The sequence below is a fragment of the Bacillus sp. FJAT-42376 genome (assembly GCF_003816055.1).
GTDB lineage: Bacteria > Bacillota > Bacilli > Bacillales > Bacillaceae > Metabacillus_B.
In genome coordinates this window covers 804587-828896 of record NZ_CP033906.1, presented here as the reverse complement: position 1 = coordinate 828896, position 24310 = coordinate 804587, and the positions used below count along the sequence as shown (strand labels likewise).

General features: G+C 45.5%; 22 protein-coding genes. 6 read left to right on the top strand and 16 right to left on the bottom strand.

What is annotated here, in order from left to right; all coding sequences use genetic code 11:
* Positions 1-191 precede the first annotated feature (191 nt).
* The 11 genes from CEF21_RS04120 to CEF21_RS04070 all read right to left on the bottom strand — a co-directional run bounded on the left by CEF21_RS04120 (position 192) and on the right by CEF21_RS04070 (position 12423).
* Positions 192-2219 (bottom strand): catalase, encoded by a 2028-nt coding sequence (locus tag CEF21_RS04120; RefSeq protein ID WP_123913501.1) that lies wholly within the window; start codon positions 2217-2219, stop codon positions 192-194.
* An 87-nt stretch (positions 2220-2306) separates the two neighbouring features.
* Entirely contained in the window at positions 2307-2804 is a 498-nt protein-coding gene (locus CEF21_RS04115) for an NUDIX domain-containing protein (protein ID WP_123913500.1), read from the bottom strand.
* Positions 2805-3530, bottom strand: a complete 726-nt coding sequence (locus CEF21_RS04110; RefSeq protein ID WP_123913499.1) for an ABC transporter ATP-binding protein — start codon at positions 3528-3530, stop codon at positions 2805-2807.
* A gap of 1 nt (position 3531) precedes the next feature.
* Positions 3532-4788: an ABC transporter permease gene (locus tag CEF21_RS04105; protein WP_123913498.1), complete on the bottom strand. Its 1257-nt coding sequence runs from the start codon at positions 4786-4788 to the stop codon at positions 3532-3534.
* On the bottom strand, positions 4775-5881 hold the full coding sequence (locus CEF21_RS04100) for an ABC transporter permease (protein ID WP_164462072.1): 1107 nt from the start codon (positions 5879-5881) through the stop codon (positions 4775-4777). The genes CEF21_RS04105 and CEF21_RS04100 overlap by 14 nt, the downstream gene beginning before the upstream one ends.
* 187 nt (positions 5882-6068) lie before the next feature.
* Positions 6069-6311 carry a group-specific protein gene (locus CEF21_RS04095; protein ID WP_123913496.1) on the bottom strand — a complete coding sequence of 81 codons (243 nt, stop codon included), beginning with the start codon at positions 6309-6311 and terminating at the stop codon, positions 6069-6071.
* 32 nt (positions 6312-6343) lie between these two features.
* Positions 6344-7432, bottom strand: coding sequence for an ABC transporter permease (locus CEF21_RS04090; RefSeq protein ID WP_123913495.1), 1089 nt, complete (start codon positions 7430-7432; stop codon positions 6344-6346).
* Positions 7429-8349: an ABC transporter ATP-binding protein gene (locus CEF21_RS04085; protein WP_123913494.1), complete on the bottom strand. Its 921-nt coding sequence runs from the start codon at positions 8347-8349 to the stop codon at positions 7429-7431. The genes CEF21_RS04090 and CEF21_RS04085 overlap by 4 nt, the downstream gene beginning before the upstream one ends.
* Positions 8350-8657: 308 nt before the next feature.
* Positions 8658-9173 carry a DinB family protein gene (locus tag CEF21_RS04080; RefSeq protein ID WP_123913493.1) on the bottom strand — a complete coding sequence of 172 codons (516 nt, stop codon included), beginning with the start codon at positions 9171-9173 and terminating at the stop codon, positions 8658-8660.
* Positions 9174-9320: 147 nt separating this feature from the next.
* On the bottom strand, positions 9321-10796 hold the full coding sequence (nagE, locus tag CEF21_RS04075) for an N-acetylglucosamine-specific PTS transporter subunit IIBC (protein WP_123913492.1): 1476 nt from the start codon (positions 10794-10796) through the stop codon (positions 9321-9323).
* Between the two features lie 445 nt (positions 10797-11241).
* Entirely contained in the window at positions 11242-12423 is a 1182-nt protein-coding gene (locus tag CEF21_RS04070; protein WP_123913491.1) for an IS256 family transposase, read from the bottom strand.
* A gap of 361 nt (positions 12424-12784) precedes the next feature.
* Here CEF21_RS04070 and CEF21_RS04065 point away from each other — a divergent pair, with 361 nt between their 5' ends.
* The 3 genes from CEF21_RS04065 (at position 12785) to CEF21_RS04055 (ending at position 15977) form a co-directional block, all read left to right on the top strand.
* The gene (locus tag CEF21_RS04065) at positions 12785-13837 is read left to right on the top strand and encodes a hypothetical protein (protein ID WP_123913490.1); all 1053 of its coding nucleotides are present in this window, start codon (positions 12785-12787) and stop codon (positions 13835-13837) included.
* 75 nt (positions 13838-13912) lie between these two features.
* Entirely contained in the window at positions 13913-14602 is a 690-nt protein-coding gene (locus tag CEF21_RS04060; protein WP_241156760.1) for a response regulator transcription factor, read from the top strand.
* Positions 14586-15977, top strand: a complete 1392-nt coding sequence (locus CEF21_RS04055; protein WP_123913488.1) for a HAMP domain-containing sensor histidine kinase — start codon at positions 14586-14588, stop codon at positions 15975-15977. Before CEF21_RS04060 ends, CEF21_RS04055 begins: the two co-directional genes overlap by 17 nt.
* Before the next feature lie 64 nt (positions 15978-16041).
* On the opposite strand, the gene CEF21_RS04050 is transcribed toward CEF21_RS04055, so the two are convergent.
* Both CEF21_RS04050 and CEF21_RS04045 read right to left on the bottom strand, forming a co-directional pair.
* Entirely contained in the window at positions 16042-19281 is a 3240-nt protein-coding gene (locus tag CEF21_RS04050; protein ID WP_164462071.1) for an ABC transporter permease, read from the bottom strand.
* Entirely contained in the window at positions 19274-19969 is a 696-nt protein-coding gene (locus CEF21_RS04045) for an ABC transporter ATP-binding protein (protein WP_123913486.1), read from the bottom strand. Before CEF21_RS04045 ends, CEF21_RS04050 begins: the two co-directional genes overlap by 8 nt.
* Before the next feature lie 168 nt (positions 19970-20137).
* Between CEF21_RS04045 and CEF21_RS04040 the strand changes: the two genes are divergently transcribed.
* Positions 20138-20389, top strand: a complete 252-nt coding sequence (locus CEF21_RS04040; protein ID WP_123913485.1) for a sensor histidine kinase — start codon at positions 20138-20140, stop codon at positions 20387-20389.
* Positions 20390-20436: 47 nt separating this feature from the next.
* Positions 20437-20763, top strand: a complete 327-nt coding sequence (locus tag CEF21_RS04035) for a hypothetical protein (protein WP_123913484.1) — start codon at positions 20437-20439, stop codon at positions 20761-20763.
* Positions 20764-20940: 177 nt separating this feature from the next.
* Here CEF21_RS04035 and CEF21_RS04030 read toward each other — a convergent pair whose 3' ends face one another.
* Positions 20941-21873, bottom strand: a complete 933-nt coding sequence (locus tag CEF21_RS04030; RefSeq protein ID WP_123913483.1) for an aldo/keto reductase — start codon at positions 21871-21873, stop codon at positions 20941-20943.
* A 142-nt stretch (positions 21874-22015) separates the two neighbouring features.
* Complete coding sequence (locus CEF21_RS04025; protein ID WP_123913482.1) at positions 22016-22333, bottom strand: ArsR/SmtB family transcription factor; 318 nt, start codon at positions 22331-22333, stop codon at positions 22016-22018.
* Positions 22334-22536: 203 nt separating this feature from the next.
* On the opposite strand from CEF21_RS04025, the gene CEF21_RS04020 reads away from it, so the two are divergent.
* Entirely contained in the window at positions 22537-23226 is a 690-nt protein-coding gene (locus CEF21_RS04020) for an alpha/beta fold hydrolase (RefSeq protein WP_123913481.1), read from the top strand.
* Between the two features lie 454 nt (positions 23227-23680).
* Here the strand turns inward: CEF21_RS04020 and CEF21_RS04015 are convergent, their stop codons facing one another.
* A complete protein-coding gene (locus tag CEF21_RS04015) occupies positions 23681-24304 on the bottom strand; it encodes a class I SAM-dependent methyltransferase (RefSeq protein WP_123913480.1) in 624 nt (207 codons plus the stop codon).
* Positions 24305-24310 lie beyond the last annotated feature (6 nt).

The following is a 24310-nucleotide window of genomic DNA, read 5'->3' as shown; positions in this document are numbered from 1 at the left end:
GGCTATTCTGGCGATATATCGGCGATTTTTTTGATATATCGACTAAAATAAAATTATATCGGCGATTTTTAAATTATATCGGCGATTTTTTCGATATATCGATTTTCCGACATGGTTCGACCACCGCACGCGGGGAAGGTACCTACAAAAACAGCGGCCTCCCATCGGAAGGCCGCCATCCACTCTATCTATTAAACTACTTCCCGATCCCAATGGCGGTGTTCCGAAATCGCCCCGATAAACGCAGCAGCAAACTTTTCTGGATTTTGCCCGCTTACAACGCCTGGGCTATTCTTCATCTCATTCGCCTCAATCCATTTCTCCCCTTCATGGGTCGCCCCAATCGGTTTGTAATGCATAAATGCTTCCTGAAGGAATGCGGAGGCATCACGGTAGAATCGCTTACCAGCTCCCTTTCCTCCGACTGCGTAGATGGCATCAAACAAAACGGAGTCGCAAGTCAGGAAGGTGTGGTCCACTTTCTGCTCGCTTCCGTCTGTGCCCTTCAGCTTGCCGAGCTTGCTGCTGATGATTTCCGGCTGGATGCCTTTTGCTTTCAGGCTTTCAAGAACCGAGCTGACTTCCTGTCCGTTGAATCCTTCATCCAAAATCACACCGACTTTCCGGGTATCCGGACTTTTCGCTGTTTTTTCCTGGCTCAGTGCAGGAGAAGATTTCGTTACGTTGGAACCGCCCTGCTCCGGCGGCGTTACGCCAATCGCTTCAGCAAAACCTTGCGCGAGCTCCAGGCTGACATTGGCGAACATATCGACAACCTGCTGCTGAACAGATTCGCTCTTCACTTTTCCAAGCTCGAAGCTGAACGCATCAATGATATGCTCCTTTTCAGGCTTGCTCATGCTGTTCCAGAATAGCGTGGCCTGGGAAAAATGATCCTTGAAGCTGTCGCTGCGCGCGCGAATCTTATACCCTTCCACTCTTTCCTGGTAATGAACATAACCGCCTTCGTCCGCACTGGCCGGAGCCGGTGTATTCGCTGCGAGCGAGTTTTTATGGTACGCGACCTGGCCGCGGTTAATCGTATGCCTTCCGTAGCCGTCACGCTGATTGTTAAAGAACGGGCACACCGGACGGTTGATCGGCAGCTCATGGAAGTTCGGTCCGCCGAGGCGGATCAGCTGCGTGTCCGTGTAGGAAAAGAGACGTCCCTGCAAAAGCGGATCATTGGAGAAATCAATTCCCGGTACAACGGACCCTGGATGGAAGGCGACCTGCTCCGTTTCTGCAAACACATTGTCCACATTGCGGTTCAGCGTCATTTTCCCGATGATTTTAACAGGAATGTCCTCTTCCGGCCACAGCTTCGTCGGATCGAGCAAATCAAAGTCAAATTTGAACTCGTCCTCTTCCTCAATCATCTGAACTCCAAGCTCATACTCCGGATAATCCCCGTTTTCAATGGAATCATATAAGTCGCGGCGGTGGAAATCCGGATCCTTCCCGTTGATCTTCTGCGCTTCATCCCAAACGAGGGAATGCGTGCCGAGCAGCGGTTTCCAGTGGAATTTGACAAACCGCGCTTTTCCTTCTTCATTTACAAAGCGGAACGTATGGACACCAAAGCCCTCCATCATGCGCAGACTTCTTGGAATCGCCCGGTCGGACATTGTCCACATCACCATGTGCGCCGCTTCCTGATTGTTCGCAACGAAATCCCAGAACGTATCGTGTGCGGATGCAGCCTGGGGGATCTCGTTATGAGGCTCCGGTTTTACCGCATGAATCAAATCCGGAAACTTGATGGCATCCTGAATAAAAAACACCGGAATGTTGTTGCCAACTAAATCGTAGTTGCCTTCTTCCGTATAAAACTTCGTCGCAAAACCGCGGGCATCACGGACCGTTTCAGCAGAACCGCGTGACCCGGCAACGGTTGAAAAACGCACAAAAACAGGTGTCTTCACAGAAGGATCCTGTAAAAATCCTGCTCTCGTGTACTCTTTCATCGACTCGTAAACTTCAAACTCCCCGTGAGCCGCAAACCCGCGCGCATGCACAATCCGCTCCGGTATCCGCTCATGGTCAAAGTGCGTCATCTTCTCGCGGAAATGAAAATCCTCAAGCAGCGTCGGTCCGCGTTCTCCTGCCTTAAGCGAAAACTCATCCTCAGAAACCTTTAACCCCTGATTCGTCGTCAGTTTTTTCCCCTCATCGTCAACCCGGTACTGTTCCAGCTGTTCATCCTTGCGATTGCTCACTTCGTTTCGCCACCCCTTTGGATAAGTATGTAAATCGTGTCTTGTACTCTACCCTTGGAAGTTGGCAGGGAAACAGGGAATTTTCAGCTAGTTCACTTTGAGACTATGTTCCTCGAGCAATGGAATGCTGGTTCGGCGGATTGCATATTGTACGATCTGCTCCTTCACATCCGGAAAAAGGGTGATAGTATTTAACTCAGACAGTTTGATCCACTTCACACCAGTTTGGCTGAAATCAGGCTTCAGCGGCATTTCGGGTCTGGAATTCTCCTTCAGGGTGCACTCGAACCATAACGTTAAAGATGATGTTTCTCCATACTTATTTGTGTTGATCTCCGGTTCATATTCATAGACGAAGACGAGTTCGCCGACATCAACCTGCACCGACGCCTCTTCCATCACTTCTCTGGCAGCCGCAGCTTTCACCGTTACTCCCTCCTCCACTCCGCCGCCAGGCAAATTATAATGCAGACCGTTTTCGTCATTAAACTCGATTAAAAGAATGGATTCATCTTCTACAATAATTCCACCCGCTCTTACTCTTATATGAAATGTTACAGCTTCGCCTCCTCCGGAAATAAGCATCTATTTATCGCCAGAGCTGACCTGCGGTCTCCGAAAACTAAGTCTCTCCCGTTCAATCGTATTAAAATCAACCACACTTCCGTCAGCGATTTCTATGACCCTGTCACACTTTTTTGCAATATCTATATTATGGGTTGCAATAATCATGGTTTTTCCCTCTCTATTTAATTGCACCAGCAGTCTCATGATGTCATCGCTCGTCTGCCGATCGAGATTTCCGGTCGGCTCATCTGCCAATATCAGTTCGGGGTCCCCTATTAACGCCCTCGCAATGGCTGCTCTTTGCTGCTGTCCGCCGGATAATTCATCTGGTTTTTTATGTATATGCTCCTTCAATCCTACCTTTTCTAGCCATGCAACGGCCTTTGAATTTCTTTCTTTTTGAGGCATCCTTCTATAGTTCAGAGGCAAGACCACATTCTCAAGAATGGTGTAATCCTTTAACAGAGCGAAGTTTTGAAAAATGAAACCAATCATTTGGTTTCTCGCCTGATGCATTTTATTTTCTCCGCTCATCCTTTTCCCGTTTAAGGAATATTCTCCGTTATCCGGGACATCCAGCAATCCTAATATATTTAATAACGTACTTTTCCCCGATCCGGATGGCCCAAAAATGGAGAGGCACTCCCCCTTTTTAACTTCCAGTGATATACCGTTTAAAGCCAGTGTCTTATTTCCGCTACAGCCATATAAATTTTCTATATTCTTTAACTCTATCATATGCATTCTAGCTGATTCCTCCGGTAAATGACCTTGGTTCAAGCTTCCGCAAAAAGAAAAAAACGATCAGATTTGAAACGAAAAGGAGACACAGCAATCCCCCCAAATCCGTTAAAACAACAGGGGTATTATAAGTTAAGCTGGATGCATAAACGTCATCCAACTGGCTGGACAGCTGGAAAAACACCTGATTTTTGCAGTAAAAGTAAAGCTGTGACAGGCCAAAGCCGGCAATGGCAATAAAGACGTTTTCCAAAGCGAGCTGAACCAGAATACCTGCTTTACTTTCTCCAACAGCCATTCTGATGCCAAATTCCCGTTTTCTCATCTTCATTGAAACAATAGAAGTAATGACTATGCCTGTTATAGAGAAAAACAGAACACCTATACTTGCAATGAATAGAGGAATTTTATTAGAAAGAGCATTACGAACGGTATCGCTGATTGCCTTTTCCATATGATTGATCGTTGCCTTCCCATCTGTACGATCCAGCTTCATTTCCCTCTTTAGTTTCGTTAAATCTGCATTTTCCCGGAGCTGGAGCACCGTATTTTGCTTCAGTCTAATAAGCAGATCATCCGGATCAGCTGCCCTTTCTACTGGCATAGGAAGCAGCATAAGCTTATCCGATTTCTGATAAGCATTGGAAAAATTCACATATACAATAAATTGGTTTTCGGGCAAAAAACCAATGATTTTGTATTGGTTATGGATGGTATCTCCAACTTGAAAGTATTTCTTAAAAAAGGAGCCTGCTATGACATTCGTTATCGTCCCGCCCGTCTCAAAATCACGGGAGGAAAATCCCTTTCCTTCAGATAAGGAAAGGTTTAAAAAGCGGCTGTAGTTTTCATCTATTACCAAAGCCCGCACCATCGGGTCAGACTCCGAAAGTGGACCGATTGTTAGTTCCTCCAGCATTTCTTTTTTAAATACAGCTGTAGTCTTATCAAGAGGAATGATCTCTTGGGAATACGTTCCATACGCTTTAACATCTTTATTTGCCTCAAGCCTCTTAAAAACTTCATCCATTTCTTCTTTCTTCAACTGATTGGAAGCGGGATCCAAATTTTCATATAAAGGCAGATACGTATATGCCGGATCCAACATAGAGTTTGCGCTGTTTTTTATATAAAAGATGCTGTTAAACAGACTGGCGGCACCTGTAAGAATCGATAATCCAATCGTAAACTGAAGGAGAAGGAGCAAAGAAAGAACCCATCTCTTTTTTATTGCGAGCAGAGCACGTTTAATACGAAACATACGAATACTCCTTTACCGGCTGAACGGGTTCAATTTTTACTATATAAATGGCGGGGATCAGGGATGCAATAAGTGAAAGAACAACTGGGATGACGAGGTAAAGAATCCATTGAGAAGGATTCAGCTGACTCATTAAACCGGTGTACGCAAACATATCATTGCCTGCTTCAGCCAGCAGCCACTGTATCACTAGCGAAAGTCCGGAGGAGAGCATGGCACATACGAATGCCTGAGAGAATACAAACAGAAACAAGCCGGCATTGCTTGCTCCAAACGCTTTCCTGGTGGAAATATCCCGCCTTTTCAGATGGATCCATAAGGAACTTACAAGAAGACAGCTGCTTATTGCCATAACTGACAGTTCATAAGGAAGACTTAATAGCTCTTTAACATCTTGTCTGGAGCGTCTTTCTTTATCGTAGTTTTTTGTTTCGTTTGCGACTTCGACTGAGTAGAAACTGCCTGTCTGCTTTACCTTTTGCAGGAAAGCATTCAGTTCGTTTTTATTGTCTTCGTTGGATCGGACAAGGAGCTGAAGCGTTCTGTCTCTTTTTATTTCCTGCTCCATGACAGGGGGAAAAGCGCAGAAAGGCATGTATACTTTTTGATCATAGCTGCTGCTTTCCTCTTTCCCTGCTATTCCTGTAACAATAAAGTCCTGATCCATCATATGTAAGTTTCCCAGATTGTCAGAAAGATCTTTTCCGACAAGTATACCGTCACTCTCACCATCTAATGTTGATCCTTTTAAGATAGGAGGACTCCAAGTTTCATTGCCCGTTAAAATGCCCACGATGTTTACCGTTCCTAATGCGGAAGTTGTGACGAAACGGTCCGCTGTAATGACGCTCGAAGACTTGAAGGAAGATTGGGCCAGCCTTTGGAGTTCGTTCAGATCCAATTTTTTCACTCCCGAAAAAGTTATGAAAGTGTAGTCTTCGAATTTGCCGTTTTTCGAATCGTAAAATAATTCATTGTAATAATCTTGTGTTGAGAAAGCGATCAAGATTGGAGCCTGTGATAAAAGAAAACCTGTAAATAGAAGTGTAAAGATCCTTTTGTTCACTGCTATCTCTTTAAGAACGGCCCTCATGTTGTCCCCCCTAAGCATAATCAAACCTCGAATGACGCGGCCTGAAATCTAATGTGTTTCTCTCTCCTCACTTTACAGAAAAATACATTTACCAGCTACATTTTATTACAATTTTTAACAATAAATTTACGATTCCTGCCTAATTCTGACCGAGTATAGTGTTTTCTGCATAAAAAAACAGAACCCCTCAGGATTCTGTTCCTCCGGAAACCAGCGCGTTCAGCCGGTCATTGCGTTCTTCCCGCTCTTCTGCAGAAGCGAGATCGTATTTTTTCAGTAGATGAAAGACGTCATTCAATGTCTCCTGGGGCTGCTCGTTCTGCAAAAAAAACCCGGTGTCCATTGCCGTTTTATGCGGCAGGTGTTCCTGCTGCTGCATAAGCTTTTTCAGGACGTCTTCACGTGAATGATCGATGCTGCAGATTCCCATAGAAATCACCTCTCTCTATCTATTCCTTATTCTTACTCCCATTTAAACGTAAAGCTCGCGATGATAAAAGCCCCTACTACCCAGCAGGCGAGGATCAGCGCTTCCGTACCAAGCGTCATGAGGGACGCGCCGACGTTCATGACTTCCCTCAGCGCATGGCTTAAATGGGAAATCGGGAGAACGTACACGATCGGCTGCAGGAAATCCGGCATGTCTTTGATTGGAAAAAAGACGCCGCCAAGAAAAAGCATCGGGAAGGATAGGAAACCAGCGATTGGCGCGGCGCTTTCCGGTGTTTTCGCAATTCCCGCGATGATAAATCCGATGGCCATGAAGGCCAGTGTTCCTAAAATAACAAATCCGACAAGTGTCAGCCAAGAGCCCCGGACATCGACCCCGAAGATGAGCTGGGCGATGATAAGCACCAGCAGTGCCTGCAAACCGTTCAGCATGAGGCGGGCGGTAATTTGAGCGGCAATAAAGGTCGAAGCTTTAAGTGTCGTTCCCTGCATCCTTCTCAAAATCCCGCGCTCTCTCCACGCTGCAATCTGACCGGCTACCCCGTTCATATTGTTGCTCATGATCATCATCGCAACGATTCCGGGTACGAGGAAGTCAATGTACTGGAGGTTGAGCGTTTCAATTCCTTTTGCTTCCGTCACAACAACGGGCTTGTAATTGACCTGCTCTTTGCTGATTTGATCCACCGCTCCGTTTACGAGCTGAAGCCCGATTTGGGACGCGGCCGCGTTTGTTTCATCATAGTAGACCGGCATTTTAAATGGGGCGCCCTTGCCGAGCTTTTCTGCATAATCCTTTGGAATGACAATGGCGATTTGCAGGTCGCCTTTTTTTACTGCGCTGAAAGCTTTTTCTTCATTTGATTCCTTTTCAAGCTCCATCGCCTGATTTTTCTTGAGTGCTTCAACAAATGCTTTGGACTCCGCCGACTGATCCTCATCGACCACTCCGACCGTGACAGACATGCTGTTGCAGCCTCCAAGAAAGGATCCGAGCATAACCATCAGAAAAATTGGAAACGCAAGCGTCCAGAATAAGACCTGGCGGTTCCGGATAAAGATCCGCAGCTGGGTTAACGTCAATTGCCAATATGCCTTCATGCTTCCCTCAAACTCCTTCCGGTCATATGGATAAAGACGTCCTCAAGCGTTGCTGTCCGGATCTGCAAATCAGCGAGCTTCAAGCCATGATCCGCAGCTGTCTGGATGAGACTCGTTAAGGTTGCCTGCAGATTATCCGTATACAGAATCGTTGCGTCCTTTTGACTGCCGACCTGCTTGACTCCCTCTATTTGAGTCAAATCCAGTTCGGCTTCCTCTTCAAAACGGAACTCCACCGCATTTTCAGAGTGAAGGCTCCGGACAAGCTCAGCCGGTGTATCCAGCGCGATCAGATTTCCCTGATCCATAATCGCAATCCGGTCGCAAAGGACGTGGGCTTCATCCATATAATGCGTCGTCAGCACTACCGTTTTCCCTTTTTCCTTCAAACTAAAAATAATGTCCCACAGCGTTCTCCTCGCCTGCGGATCGAGACCCGTCGTTGGCTCATCAAGGAAAATAATCCACGGGTCGTGAACAAGAGCAAGCGCAATCGCAAGCCTCTGCTTCTGTCCGCCGGATAAGCTCTTAATCCGGCTTTTCGTTTTGTCCGTCAGCAGCATATCCTCAATGAGGGGATGGATCGGAATATGCTTTTTATAAAAGCTCGCATACAGGACCAAAATCTCCTCGACCGTCAGCAGCTCAAACAGCGTCGTCGACTGGAGCTGAACCCCAATAACTTCTTTCACCTTATTCAAATCCCGCACCACATCAAATCCGCCGATATCAGCAGATCCGCCGTCCGGCTTACGGAGGCCGACGAGCATTTCAAGCGTCGTCGTTTTCCCTGCTCCATTCGGGCCGAGCACACCAAACACTTCGCCTCTATCTACATCAAAATTGATTCCATTCACAGCCGTGAAATCTCCGTATTTTTTGACCAGGCCATTTACACTGATAATCGATTCGCTCATTTTTCACACTCCAAAATGAGGCAGTTTCCCGCTGCCCCAAATATCTTTTACATAGGTATGTATTCTTGCTGTTTAGCATTTATCCCTTCTTCACAAAACATAGTTTGCTATAAAACGTAAGAAGGCTAAGCCTATGAGAATATATAGAATAGCATTCATTAGTTTCCCCGCTTTGCTTTTTGAACCCCTCGTTTCCATACGCTCTTTCATTTGTTCACCTCTCTCTTGATCTACCATGTAACTTTATAACGGAACTGAAAAAACAGTGACCCCCCCTAAATTCCTATACCGGGGGAAAGTAACCAATATCAGCCGTTCCGGGACAGCATTTTTCTAATCATTCTTATTTGGCCTCTATGGTTAATCTCGTCTTCGAATACGTGAAACCAAATGAAGTAGTTATTCGATGGATGGTTATCCCATGGTCTGTTTTCATAAAGCCAGTCATCATCCAGATTGGCAAATTCTCTTAAGGTTCTGCTTCTGACTTCCTCTAGTTTGCCGAGATAAAAATCTAAAGGGTTTCCCTTGATCTGTGCTCTCCCTGTATCGCCAAGACTATAGGGTGCACCCCATTCCTCCATCTCTTGTTCATTCGGTCTCCTGCCATCAAAAATCTCGATTTGAAATCCTTTTTCAACAGCAGCCATATGGAATAAAAGGGCTCCGATACTATTCCCTTCCTTGCCAGGCAAATAATCTAATTCAGCAGTAGTTAAGCCATGTACAGCTTCTAAAGTTGTTTTCCTGGCATAATTCATTTGTGAGACAAGATGGCCGATTTGCAGGCTAAACCCTTTTACTTTTTCCACCTTAAATTCCATAAAACCTACCCCTCTTTACACAAGCAGAAATTTCGGTACTCCTGTTCTTACGCTGGGTACCTCTGTAACAGTACCATAAAAAGGCAATCATTCCTTATAAAACAAAGAAAAAAGAAAGGAGTCTGCACCCCTTTCCAATTTCTCCAGTCACTTCCGGATCTTGTGCATCTCATCCGCCACAAACTGTACATTCGTCCCTACAATGACCTGAATGCTGCTGGCGCCGACGATGTTGATTCCCGGTACACCGGTTGCTTTGATTTTTTGCTGATCGACGGCTTTCATGTCTTTCACTTCAATCCGAAGCCGGGTGACACAGTTGTCGATGGATGTGACGTTTTCGTCCCCGCCGAGTCCTTCGTAGATTCTGGCAGCCATCAGGGTGAATTTGTTTTCTGTATCCACTCCTGCTGCTGCAGGTGCTGCTTCGTTTAGTACGAGTCCTTCATCTAATTTAGCTGCATCCTCTTCTTCTCTTCCCGGTGTCATCAAGTTGAATTTAACAATCAGGAAGCGGAAGATAAAGTAGTAGAGGACGGCAAAGACCAGTCCTTGAACAATCAGCATGTACGGGCTGTTTGCTAAAGGAAGTCTTGAGCTTAAGAAGAAGTCAATGAACCCGGCACTGAAACCAAAGCCTGCCGTCCAGTGGAAAAAGGCCGCAACTGCCAGGGATAATCCTGTTAAAACAGCATGGGCAACAAACAATAGCGGCGCCACAAACATGAAGGCGAATTCCAGAGGCTCTGTTACACCTGTAAAGAAGGAAGCCACACCTGCCGCAAGCATCAGGGAAGCGACTTGCTTTTTATTCTTTGTTTTTGCTGTATGGTACATCGCAAGCCCCGCTGCCGGAAGACCAAACATCATCACCGGGAAGAAGCCAGCCTGATACATTCCTGTCACACCTTTTGTTCCTTTACCGGACCAGAAGTTTCCAATGTCATTGATTCCCGCTACGTCAAACCAGAAGACCGAGTTTAGTGCATGATGAAGTCCTGTAGGAATTAATAATCGATTAAAAAATCCGTACAGACCGGCACCAACAAATCCGAGCTTACTGATTGCTTCACCGAAGGAAACAAGGCCTGAAAATACAACCGGCCAAACAAATAGCAATATACCAGAAACCACAAGCATTGCAACGGCGGACATAATCGGAACAAGTCGCTTTCCGCTGAAGAAGGCCAGTGCATCCACAAGCTTCACATGACTGAAGCGGTTATACATAACGGACGCGACGATACCGGATAGAATTCCGATAAATTGGTTCTCGATTTTACCAAAGGCCGGATTTACTTTTGCCGCATCTACTCCCTGGAGCATGGCCACTGTATCCGTTGATAGCAAGGTCGTGATCACAAGGAAGGCTACAAGTCCGCTAAGTGCAGCGGAACCATCCCGTTCCTTGGCCATCCCCAAAGCCACTCCTACTGCAAACAGTATTCCCATGTTATCAATAATGGAGGAACCCGCTTTTATCAGGAAAGCAGCGGCCGGAATCGACGCCCCCCATCCAGCCGGATCCATCCAATAGCCGATCCCCATTAATATAGCCGCCGCCGGCAATACCGCAACCGGAAGCATTAACGAACGGCCAATCCTTTGCAAATAGTTCATCATGCTGAAAACTCCCCCCATAGACCATCTTTTTTGTTAGTTGTACCATAAACGCTGCCTGTTGTTCCTTTACGCTGGAACATTTTCTGCAATAAAAGAAATAAGTTCAGTAAAACGGCTTGCTTCCTCCCTGTTAACATATAGGTATGACGGATTATGTAAGCGTATACATAAATGATCATAACAGAATTTTCTGATTGTTGATAGGAGATAATGGAGAAAAATGGCTGTTTGACACATAAATAACGGATAGGTTGGGCGACAGCGTTCCTTCATTGCACAACCTGTATCATCCATTACACAAGTTTCTGGATAATTGCAGAACTTTCTTCATTTATTGCACAAAATCCGAATTAATTGGGTCAAGTCCATTATCTTGTGTAAATATTCATACCATGTTTTCAACCTTATAAAATAGATAGGGCATTTTTTTATAGAGGAAGAGAACTTAGTTCTCTTTCACGTCGTACATGTACTTTCGATCTCCAGGGTCGAGGGATTTTTCATAGTCCATCAAGACAGCTCCGATCAGACGAAAAGCAGACTGGGTATTGGGGAAGATTCGAATGACGCGCTCTCTTCTTCTGATTTCAGCATTCAGGCGTTCCAGGTTATTGGTGGTCCGCAGCTTTTTTTGGAAGCCCAGAGGTTCATTCATAAATTGGATGGCATCCTCAAAACCATCGTCCAACAGTGTCAGCACCGTTTCATATCCGCGCTCTCCATCATAGGTGTGCATAAACTCCTCTTTTAAAGCTCTTGCGTCTTCTGGTTTCGCGGCATCAAAAATACGGAGGAGGGCGTGTTTTAATTCTTCTGCCTGTTTCTTCGGCATGCGGTCAAACAGGTTCTTTTTAAAGTGAAACGTGCATCTCTGCCAGCTTGTTCCGACAAAGGATTCCTGAATGGCTGCCTTCAAGCCCTTATGGGCGTCCGAAATCATCAGTTTGGGAGACTGAAATCCCCTAGATTTAAGGTGGCTAAAGAATTGGGTCCAGCCTTCTTTGGATTCGGAATGATTGACAGCCAGCCCAATGACTTCCCGTTTAAGCTGAGAGTTGACCCCAACGGCCACATAAACTGCTTTTGAAACCACACGCTGATGTTCGCGGACCTTAATATACAAAGCATCCACAAACACATACTTGTAGTACATGACATTCAGAGGGCGGCTAGCCCACTCGTTCACAATGGGATCAAGTTTTTTGGTGATGGAGGAGACAAGGGACTTGGACACACTTTCCCCGCAAAGCTGTTCCATAATCTTCGTCACTTTGCGAGTTGAAACGCCGTTGACGACCATTTCCATCATAGACAGGACGAGGGCTTGGTCAGCCCGCTTATATTTCTCGAACACAGAGGTGGAAAACTCACCGTTTCGGGTACGGGGAACCTTCAGGTTAATCTTTCCGATAGAAACAAGAAAGTCTCGTTCATAATAGCCGTTCCGGTAGTCAGTCCTGCCACTCGTTCTTTCATAAGCATCCGCGTTCAGGTGCTCATCCCGTTCGCTTTCCATCACTTGATTCAGAATCAAAACAAGTGATGATTTCACGACAGCGTCCAGATTAGAATTCAAGAGGTGGTCTTTTAAGTCCTCCACATTTAGGGTAAGATTAATTTGGGTCATATTCATCCTCCATTACATTTTTTCTTGGTCGAAAACATTGTAACATGAGGGTGATATGACCCTTTTTCTATTTACACAATTATATGGACTCTATCATTAATTGCAGAACTTTCCTCATAATTTGCACAAAATCTGAATTAATTGCAGAACTTTCCTCATAATTTGCACAAAATCTGAATTAATTGCAGAACTTTCCCCATACATTGCACAAAATCTGAATTAATTGCACAAACAAGCTCTGCTATCCTTCCGAGATAAAAAAAGTTTGCCCCTGACATTTGCCTGACACATTCGCCCGGTAAAGTATGAGTATAAGGTTCAGCAGGAAAAACCTTAACCACATACTTAGGAGGAAATACAAATGAAAAAATCCGTGATCAGCTTTGCGGTTGCAGGAACCGTATTACTTGGAGGCTATGCCGCTTCATCGGCTTTTGCGGCAAGCGATACAAATACGAAGACGGCAGATTCAAGCAATGTTAAACAGGAATTCGCCGGAAAGGGATTCGGACATAAAGGACATGGCCCTAAAGGATTCTTCGGCGGAAATACAGACGAGCTTTTGGCTCAGGCAAAGTCCTTCGGGATCAGCACGAGCGGCAAAACAGCTCCTGAAATTATGAAAGAAATCAGGACTGCGGCTCTAAATAAAGAAGCGAAGGCTCTTGGCATTAAAACATCAGGCAAAGATCTTGAAACACTGGCACAGGAAGTCCGCTTGGCGAAGCTTCAAAAAGAGGCAAAAGCGCTTGGTCTTTCTACAGCGAACAAGGATGAGCAAACCCTCCATCATGAGATCGAGCTTGCCCAGCTGAAGAAAAAAGCAAAAGAACTCGGCGTGTCTGCTGACAATAAAGATGAGCAAACCCTCAGACAGGATGTGTTCACAGCCGCTCTGAATAAAAAAGCAAAAGAACTTGGTGTTTCCACAAGCGGCAAGGATCAGCAAACAATCCGGCAGGAAGTTTTCACAGCAGCTGTTAACAAAGAAGCAAAAGAACTCGGCATTTCAGCAAGCGGGAAAGACATCCGCGACCTGGCTCAGGAAGTCCGCATTGCAAAAGTAAAAGCGGATGCAAAACAATACGGAATCACAGTGGATGGCAAAACCGTTCAGCAAATCGCATCGGAAGTGATGGATAAAAAAGTTGCCAAGCTTGCAAAAGAGCTGAACATTTCGACGGCGAATAAAACAACTCGTGACTTGGCGGAAGAAATCAAAACGAAGAATCCGGATAAACTGAACGATTTGCTAGATAAAGACGGATTCGGTTTAGGTTTGGGCGGATTCGGACATGGGTTCGGACACGGACATGGCGGGCCGGATGGCGGCGGACGCGGACACGGCGGTATGGGAGAAGGCGGGCCTGATCAAGACGGACCGGATGCTGCGCCTCAAGGAATGGGAATCTAACAATACATGAGGAACTCCCTGGTATTTATCGCCGGGGAGTTTTCTTGTATAGTGGAAGAAACAGGAGGAGCGCCCGTGAATAAAACCATTTTAGTTGCAGAAGATGAGGAAACCATCTCAAGAGTGCTGAGCGTTTATTTAAAGCATGAAGGATATGAGGTGCTTCATGCCTTTAACGGAAATGATGCCGTTACAGTATTCCGTGAAAAATCGCCTAACCTTGTGCTGCTCGATGTGATGCTCCCGGGTATAGAAGGCTGGGAGGTTTTGGAGGAAATCAGAAAAGTCAGTGCCTGTCCGGTCATCATGCTGACGGCGCTCGGCGACATTGATTATAAATTAAAAGGACTCAATCAGGGAGCGGATGATTACATTTCAAAACCGTTTATCGGCGAAGAAGTCATTGCGAGAGTAAACGCAGTCCTAAGGCGTTCGCCGAAAATCCTGGAATCCGAGGACCGAAAGCAATTCGGCAACTTGAGCATTTATTTTGATTCCCGTCTCGTCACCATTAACGGGGAATCCGTCATCTTAACTCCGAAGGATCTCTCGCTGCTCCTTTTCCTCGCAGCAAGGCCAAACAGGACCTTCACGAGAGAAGACTTAATCGAACACGTATGGGGAATGGATTATGAAGGCAGCGACCGGGCTGTGGACCTTGCGGTGAAGCGGATCCGCCAGGCGCTCGTCCATTGGTCATCCGCCTGCGGTGAAATCAGAACGCTCAGAGGATTGGGGTATCAGTTCAGTGTTTACGAAAAATAAGAAACGGACGACTCTATTAAAATATTGGACGACCCGGTACCTTTTTTCCCTCTGTATCGGTCTGCTCATTCTAGGTATCGGCTCCTTCTGGTGGATCCGCCAGACGACGATTGAGAACCGGCTGAATTTGCTGGAGTATTTGGCCGCTGAATCGGCTGACGCGGCTGACGGCCAAACAAATTTTAAAGACTTTGACAGGCGGATGGATCAGCGGGCCCGGGTTTTGGATATGGGCCGCCCCCCTCAAATATTCATTGCGAATAACAAAGGCGTTCTGGTAAGAGGGCCGCACAGGGGTCCCGGACCCGAGATGGGACCTGAAAAGCTGAAGCTTCCTGCAGCCTTTTTTTCCAATAATGATACCGTTCAGAGATTAACGATTAACGGAACGTCTGTCTATACCATTAAAGAGCCGATTGTCATTGGTTCGGAACAAAAAGGCTGGATTGTTGTCATGCAGACCGAGGACGAGCTTGCAGATGTCAACCAGGAATACCGCTTAATCGCTATTTTACTGATTGGACTCGGGCTTTTAGGCTGGCTCGTGATTTATCTTCTCTCCAAGCGGATCTTAAAGCCGATTCAGGAGGTTGCCCTTGCTGCAGCTGAAATCAAAGAAGGGCAATACGAGGTCAAGCTGAATTCTGACGTACGGGAACAGGAAATCTATGACCTCGTTACTTCATTTGAAGACATGACACAGCGGCTTATTCAGCTTGAAAAATTGAGAGCCGAGCTGCTCGCGGGCGTGACCCATGATTTAAAAACACCCGTCACCTCCATTAGCGGACTTGTCCAGGCCGTAAGAGACGGAATCGTTACCGGTGAAGAACGGCAGGAATTCCTGGACATTACGCTTAAAGAAATCCACCGTCTTCAAACGATGATTGCCGACCTTTTGGACTTTAACTCCCTGTCTGCCGGCGCCTTTACCATTCATCCGGAAACATGCAATATGAACGAACTCATTCATACAATTGTCAGGCAATGGAGCGTCACCCAGCAAAACGAGGTTCATTATGAAGTAAACACACCAGAACAAATCGTCATCCTCGAAACCGACTCGCTCAGACTGGAACAGATCCTTATTAATTTATTGAACAACTCCAGCCAGGCAATGGCCGGGAAAGGACAAATTACCGTGTCTTTATTTGAAGACCGGATTGAAGTAGCGGACAATGGGCCAGGTATACCCGTAAGTGAGCAGCCGTATATCTTCGAACGCTTCTTCCGCGGTGAAGAGAAAAAATTGAAGGTTCGCGGTCTCGGACTCGGACTGCCGTTCAGCAGGATGCTTGCGAAGGCTATGGGCGGGGAGTTGGTGCTGAAGGAAAGCGGTCGGGGCGGGAGTGTGTTTTCGGTTAAGCTGCGGTAAAAGAATTGAAAAAGGACTGCTCCCAGACAGGGGGCAGTCCTTTATAAACACAGTCAGAAAGCCATTATTTATCTATTATTTTCCCCTTTACCTCTACTACTACATTTCTTGCTAAGAACAGTTCCTTCGGTGATAAAATCAGTTTTTCAGCTTTTTTCGGGACTTCAAAGGTGACAAGCACTTTGGCCATACCCGGACTCTTCAGTCTTGTGCTGACTAAATTTTTCTTCTCTAGAATAGTAACGTCAACCGGTTCATAGATGTTTCCCTGACTATCCAGCATCGTGTAGCCCTGCGGATAAAAGACTTGTGTGCCGGAATCGGCGTTTTTGGTTTCGACTGTTACCGGGAGCGTAATCAGCTCGGCTTCCTTCTTTTTCACGGATAACCTGTCAGGGGATGCTGTTTTTGCTCCAATGGTTAAATAGGGATCATTTCCATGTGTGGCACCCGGTTTTATAATGTATCCCGCACCGCTGATCGTCGTGCTAAACGCATTTTTTTTGTTTTCTTTTTTGTCAGGGGTTTCTTCCTTTTTGTTATTGGCATGATACGTTTTGATCGCGGCTCCTTTCGTTCCTTCAGCTGCGGGAGCGGAAACCGCTGTCTCGTTCGATGGCTGAGCGGATGGTATGGCCGAAGCCAATAAAAGAATAACCCCCGTCGCCAGCAGGACACCGGCTCCAGAGAAGATGATCTTGAATTGTTTCTCTGTTTTTTTCGAGTTTTGAACGCCTCCGCTCAGAGCCTGATATGGCTGGATGCCCACCGCTTTTTGTGCAGGGAATACGGCGGAAATCATTCCGGCCAGAACCGGCAGCAGAATGGTCAGGGACAGAATCGGCAGTTCAGCTCCCGGAACTTGCCCATACACTTGCCTGATGGCGAAAAGAGCAAGTATAAAGCCAATCACACCCGCAGCCAGTCCGTTGATCGCACCCTCAAGCAAGATCATTTTGCGGATGGTTCCGTTTCTCCAGCCAATCGCTTTCATGACCGCAAGCTCCGGCTGGCGTTCAACAACGTTTTGCCAGATGATTTCTACAGTAGTCAGGATCGCAATCAGAAAGGCAATCCCCATCGCCACATACTGCATCACCCCAATTTCAACCGCAACATATTGGCCGAGCCATGTTGTGTACATCACTCCGCGCAGCCGGAAGGTAATAAAGATAAAAAACATAAACATAGCGGATGGGACTGCAATGGAGGCAATCGCTAACAGGCTCCTTTTCCATCTCGCTAACATATAATTTAAACTCATCCCTGCCAAATGATCCGTTTTTACGTATCGCTTCTGATTGGAGATTTCGCCAGCCTTCATGCTTTCGTAAGGCTTGATTCTCCGTACTGCAAGAGATGGGATGATGGTTCCAAGCCAGTAGATGAGCAGCCCGAAAAATCCAATCAGCAGAACCCTGACAGCATCTGTTTTGAGATCATTGGTGATGGTAATCCAGCCTAAAATCAGCCAGCTGATCACGGAGACAATCAGACCGAGAATCGTTGATTCCAGGAATAGCAGCTTTGAGAGCTGACCCGGTCTCCATCCCAGCGAAAGCAAAACGGCGAATTCTTTTTTACGGGCGTACATCATCATTAGATTGGAGGAGAATACATACACAATCGCAACGAGGATCACACTTCCGATAACAGCTGACAATCCTGCCTTCGCTTCTTTAAAAATGGCAAAAGAGGATCCGATTTTAATCCATGGCTGTTCAATCCAGCCAAGCGCTTCCTTCCCTTCAAGACCAGGAATATGAGTAAGTGCCGGCTGCGGGGAGGAACCAAGGGTGATATCGGTTTCCAGGCCCGTCTCCTTTTCAATTTTCTCCGCTGTTTTTTTAAGCAGATTCTGGCTTGCTTCATCAAGTGAAGCTACACCTTTTACCTTCACACGGATCGCTGCGATCGGCTTATCGCCAAGAATTTTTTCGGCTGCATCCAGTGTGGTTAAAATAAGAGGCGGCTTAGTTAAAAATCCATAGGGGTTATTCACAGGCTTCATTGTGACAGGTGGATTGACCGGCTTTTGGTTTTCATCCAGCACCCACTGCGCCTTTGAAGGAAAATAGGTTTCCATCGGCAGTTCGGTCAGCGGATCCTTTGACAGGTTTAGCTTTTGAGGATCAAAAACACCGATAAAATTCGGTTTTACCCTTGGCCAATCCATGATATCTTCGCTGAATAATTTGACCGGACGATATGTTTGGGACAGGTAGAATTGTGAATCCTGCGGCTGGATAAACGGCTTTACTTCATAGGCGAAAGGCCAGCGCTCCCCAAAAGGACTCGTCACCGGGCGGTAATTCACCGGTGTTGGCTTGTACCCCATCCATCCGCTCGCAGCCCCCTCTAATGCGGCTCCTTTTACATTCTGACCGGGGTTCATAATCCGCTGAAGCGTTTTTTGCTGAACCTGGCCGGTCGTAAAGGTTTCAGAGGCAACAGCTGTCCCTGTTTGCTTTTCTAAATAGGCTTCTCCTCCCTCTTTAGCCACCTTCTCCATTGTTTTCGCCTGCTCACTTGTGTTAAATGGCAAATCAAGCTTTTCCGCCGTATACGTTACCTCGCCATCTAAAAACGATTTGCTGCTGATCAGAACCGGAACATGATTTTCTATCACTCCATCTCCCAGATCATATACTTCTGCATGGTCCCCTGTTTGAAAAAAACGGCTGTTTTCTCCTTTAATAACCGCTTGGTCAATTCCAACTAATCGGGATTCAGCCTCAGGGTCTATGGCAGCCATCATTATTTGAGTTTCATAATTCAGGACTCCTGAAAATATTCCCGTTCCATACTCCCTTCCTGTCCCGCTCGGAGCCCAGGCTCCAACAGTAAAATAAAAGTTGCTCGAAAAGGATTCCTCTCCTGCCCCCGTGTGATCCTTCTCCGTCCGCTTCATCCGGTAAACTCCCGGCTCTTTTATGGTCATTTTCCCTAAGCTGATTTCGTTATTGTAGTTCCCAATCATGGCGATTGGAGCAGCAACATCAATATCTGACATGGCTTTAATTTCCTCGTACTGCTCCATTGAAATGCCGCCGTCAATTCCGCTCATGAAGTTCGGCTCCAACAGCTTCATATCCTCGGTTACACTTCTGCTTTCCGGGGGCCGGACGACAATGTCATAAGAGGATTTCCAACGCTTTTGAAGCGCATCAACAATGGTCCCGTTGTTTGCCTGGGACACCCCCACTAGAAAACTAAGCCCGACGCTGATAATCAGCACACCGATCATAAGAAGAATAAATTTTTCCTTGTTTCTCCACCAGCTATTCCAGATGAACTTAAACATAGAGATTCTCCCGGTGAACCGAAACAATGTTTCCATCCTTCATTGCAATCTGTACCCGTGCTCTTGCAGCAAGCTCCGGATCGTGGGTAACAAAAATCACCCCGCAGCCTTTCTTCCGATTCAGGTCAGCAAGAAGTTCAAATACCATTTCTCCCGTCTCCGTATCAAGATTACCCGTCGGTTCATCTGCCAGAAGCCAGCCTGGTTCATTTATTAAAGCCCTTGCAATGGCCACCCGCTGCTGCTGTCCTCCTGAAAGCTGGGACGGCAATGCATTGGCCTTTTCCTTTAGTCCAACCTGCTCCAAGAGCTGCTCCGCTCTTTCCTTTTTGTTATAGGCAACTTTCCGTCCCATCAAAGGAGAAAGGATGTTTTCAAGCGCGGTCAGTGTCGGAAGCAGATGAAACTGCTGAAAAACAAATCCGATCTGCTCAAATCGAAAATCAGCGAGTTCATTCTTTTTCAGCCCGCGAATACTCCTTTCCCCATAAAAAATGTCCCCTTTGCTCGGCAAGTCCAGTGTCCCCAGCAGGCTTAGCAGCGTTGATTTCCCTGAGCCCGATGGCCCTGCAATGGAAACAAATTCTTTCTCTTGGAATGTAATAGAAATTTCCTGAAGCGCAGCTGTATGAATTCCGTCCCCTTCAAATACCTTTTCCACCCTTTTGCATTCAATTGTCTGGTTCATAGTATAGACCCCTTTTATTTTTTGTATATTCTGTATATTGTAAATATATCACAATCTACCATTTTATAGATAAATCGTTTGGCTAAAAGGGAATGATCCGCTGTCTCTCGAAATAAATCATAGTCAGTAAATCATTTAGACTTCTATTAACGAAGCCTGTCCAAGGAGATGGAAGGGAAAGGACGGATTACAGTGTCTTTATTTGAAGAGCGGATCGAATTGGCCGACAGCGGACCAGGTATACCTGAAGGTGAGCAGCCATATATATTCGAACGCTTCTTTCGGGGTGTAAAGAAAAAAGTGAAGGTGCGCGGCCTCGGACTGCCGTTCAGCAGGATGCTTGCGAAGGCTCTGGGAGGAGATTTGGTGCTGAAGGAGAGTAATTCTGGCGGGAGTGTGTTTTCGGTGTTGTTGAAGTAAGAAGGCTATGCTTTCGGGCAAAGCCTGTCAATTTTGGAGGTCTAGTTATGGTCATTCTATCTCTTATTCTGTTGATTTTGCTGATCAACTTTTATGTCCTTATTAAAACAAAAAAACGAATCATCTATTATACTTCTTTTGTTATTCTCCCGCTTATTCCATCCCTGACAAGTGTTTGGCTTGAAATACAGAAAGAAGATGTGAGTTTTTGGCTGCAATTCCTTGAAACCGGTTCATTTATTCTTTCCTTGATCTCACTGCCATTTATCATCTGGTTCCTACTATTGTTCGGTCTCATTTATCTAACTGCATTTATCCTGTTGGTTATTGAATTTTGGACAGTCAGGAGGTTTTATCAAAAAAAAGCCGTTTAGTCCGCACTGCATGGATTCTCGTCAAAGGGGTGCCCCTGCAAACCAGCGGGAAGGGTTAATCTAACTGCATAACGGCTATATCCCCCCCTTCTGGGCAGCCGCTTGGAACTCTCGTAATATAAAAAGCGACTGGAGCACCAGCCGCTTTTTTGCTTTCGTCATTCTTATGATACATGTTTATTTACCGAGTATAGATCCGATTTTAATCAAATCCCCAGATGACAGAATTAAAGAATCTGCTTTCACATTCTCTCTTACCTGCTCAGCCCGCTTGCCGCCGGGGATTACGGTGTCAATTCCGTCTTGTGACAGGAGCCATGCGAGTGCTAAATTGGATAGACTGGCTTCTTTATCTTCGGCTATCGCTTTTAATTTTTCGACCTTATCTAAAACAGTTAAAAAGGTTTCCGGTTGAAATAAAGGTTCTTCCTTTCTCCAGTCCCCCTCTTTTAATGTCAGTGAACGGCTGTATTTACCACCCAGAATTCCGAATGCCAGCGGTCCATATGGAACAAAGGAGATGTTATGTTCCCTGCTGTAAGGAAGAAGGCCTTCTTCTGCCGAACGGTCCAGCATGTTGTAAGGGGATTGAATCACATCAATTTCTCCGTGCTGGTTTGCTTCTTTTAGCTGATTCAGATTGACGTTGGAGACTCCTATAGCCCCGATTTTCCCCTCTTCTTTTAAGCGGGATAATTCACCGATTGATTCAGTTAAAGGCGTTTCGTTGTCCGGATAATGCAAGTAATATAAATCAATAAAATCCGTTTGAAGCCTTTTTAAACTCTTCTCTATTGCTGCGCGTAAATACTCCGGTTTGTTGTTAATCCTTGTATTCTCCCCTATTTTTTCTACAGCACCTTTAGTAGCAAGCTTTAGCTCAGAACGATGGGGTTTAATTACTTCTCCTACCAGTTCTTCCGACCGTCCGAATCCGTAGACGTCAGCTGTATCAATAAATGCAATGCCCAGATTCAATGCCTCTTTTACTAAATTTTTTCCCTGTTCCTCATCTAAATCTGTAAATAGATTATGACCGCCTACTGCATTGGTCCCTAACCCGATTTGCGTCACTTTTATATTTGCTTTATTTAAGAGAACTTCTTTCATTGATTTTTCCTCCTCATTGAAGCTAACTTTTTACATTCTAGAGTTCTAGTATTCTATGATTATCGAACACTTAAAGAATGTTATCATGCTTCATTTATTTTAACAACCAAAAAGAAAAAGCCCTGGATAGACCAGGACTTTTTTAATATGATTCAGGATCTGCTGAGAGAACAATCTCCATTAATCCAGGAAATTTCCCGTTCAGATCCTCCATTCTGATGGAGTAGAAATGCTGGGAACCTTCTACACGCACCTTGATAATACCGGCTTCTCTTAACGTTTTAATGTGGTGAGAAACCGTCGATTTTGAAATATTAAATTCATAAGAGTAATACGTACAAACTTCTTCACCCTTACTAGCTATACTCTTTACAATCCTCAATCTATTTGGGTCACTTAAAGCGTGAAGAACTTTCGTTAACTGTATACTTTCAGCTGATGGATGATTAGGAATTCTCATGTGCCATATTATATCGTATCCAGAAAGCATATGTCTAGAAAGTGCAATACAGCTTCTGCTCGTTATATCTTAGCTGTCTGGCGTGTCATACTACACCTCCAGCTGGCATAAATATTTTGGCCGGAAGGGAATTCCCCCCTATCCGCTGAATTAAATCATAGTTGGTACATCAAGCAGACAAAACTGTCCAAGGAGATGATCGAATGGAAACACGCGTAAACCATCTGGAATTGAACGGACTTTCCTTCCAATACCGGGAAACAGGAGAAGCTTCTGCCCCGCCGATTGTTGCGCTTCATGCACTTGGGATGAGTGGTGAATCGTGGGATCATGCCGCTGCTGTTTTGGGAGAGAAATACCGCGTTCTGGCCCTTGATCAAAGGGGGCAAGGCGGAAGTGCAAGGCCGGGGAAATACTCGTTTGAACTAATGTGCGAAGACCTGCTTCATTTTGCAGATGCAATGAATTTGGAGACCTTTACCCTTTTGGGGCATTCCATGGGCGGGACAGTATCCTATCTCTTTTCGGAAATCTTTCCTGAAAGAGTAGAACAGCTGATTGTCGAAGACACACCGCCTCCCTTTCCGGATAAGCCGCTGGATATACCTTCTGAACCTTCCGATCCGCTTCCATTCGATTGGGCTGTGGTGCCTTCGATTATGAGGCAGCTGAATGAGCCCAATCCCAATTGGTGGGCACGTCTTCCGGACATTTCTGCTCCAACTCTGATCATCGGCGGCGGGGCCAGTCACATCCCTCAGGATAAATTGAAGGAAGTATCAGAGTTGATTCCTGATTGTGAACTCGTGACGATTGAAGGCGCCGGACACTTTGTTCATGATGAGAAGCTCCCTGAATTTTTGGCGGCAGTTGAATACTTTCTTTCTAAATAATGGGCTCTGTTAAAATTGGCTGTTAATTTCCGTTGCAGGCGCTTTGCGCCTGCGGCGTCTCACCTGTCCCGCTGCAGTTCCCGCAGGAGTCTCGCACCTTCCACTCCAAACAACAGGTGTTAAAAATCAACATCAGGCTTTAACAGACCCAAATAATAAAAAAAGCCAGGAGAACGTTGCATCTGCTGGCTTTTTCATACTGCACATTATCAGGAAGGGGTGCTTAATTCTTTTTGAACCCCCTCGTTATCAATTCCACTGAGTATAATTGCTGATTTATCACCAGAAATTGCATTTGGCTAGTAGTTATAATGAATTTTTTCCGTTTATGATGAATTTTTTTTAATTTATGATGAAAAATAGCTTCCTTATAATGAATTTTATTCACTTTATGATGAAAAATGGCTCACTTATGCGGAATCCATTGAAAGATACCCATTCTTTTCTAATCATTTTAATCCAATAGGAAAGAAAGCCTGTAAATCATAAACTTTTCCGCCGGATTGTTTTCGTAGAGCTCAGGTACATACACCTCTTCTTTCAGCTCATAGCCTGTCTGGTTCTCTAAAAAGAGAATGTATTCCTCGGAAGGATAATACAAAACAAGTTCCGTTTCACGCGGTTCTTTTTCCACTGAAAGAAGAATGTTGTGAACGATTTTAATAAATACCTGGATGGAAAAAGGATTGAAAAAGTAGAATTTATTATCTTCCGGTCCAATCGGGTATTCTTCAGCCAGGCAGCATTGGAACTGGATTTTGTCTTTGTTCTTTTTTGTTTTTTTGCCGTAGCGGTCCAGGTTTTCAAGTGCTGCTTCATACAGCCCTTTGTTCATTTCAATTCCGGTAACGGAAGCATGGAAATGATAATGGATATAAAAAATTAAGCGTCCCATTCCGCAGCCGAAATCAACCACGTGATCATCGCTTTCCAGCTTATAATATTCAAATAAGGCGTCGAGCGCGCGATAGGGAGTCGGCTCATAGCGATGATAATGATAGTGCACGGCCTGCAGGATTTCTTTCTGATATCTTTCTGTTTTTACATTCATGATGTGGTCATAATAGGCTTCCTTCATGGGTCA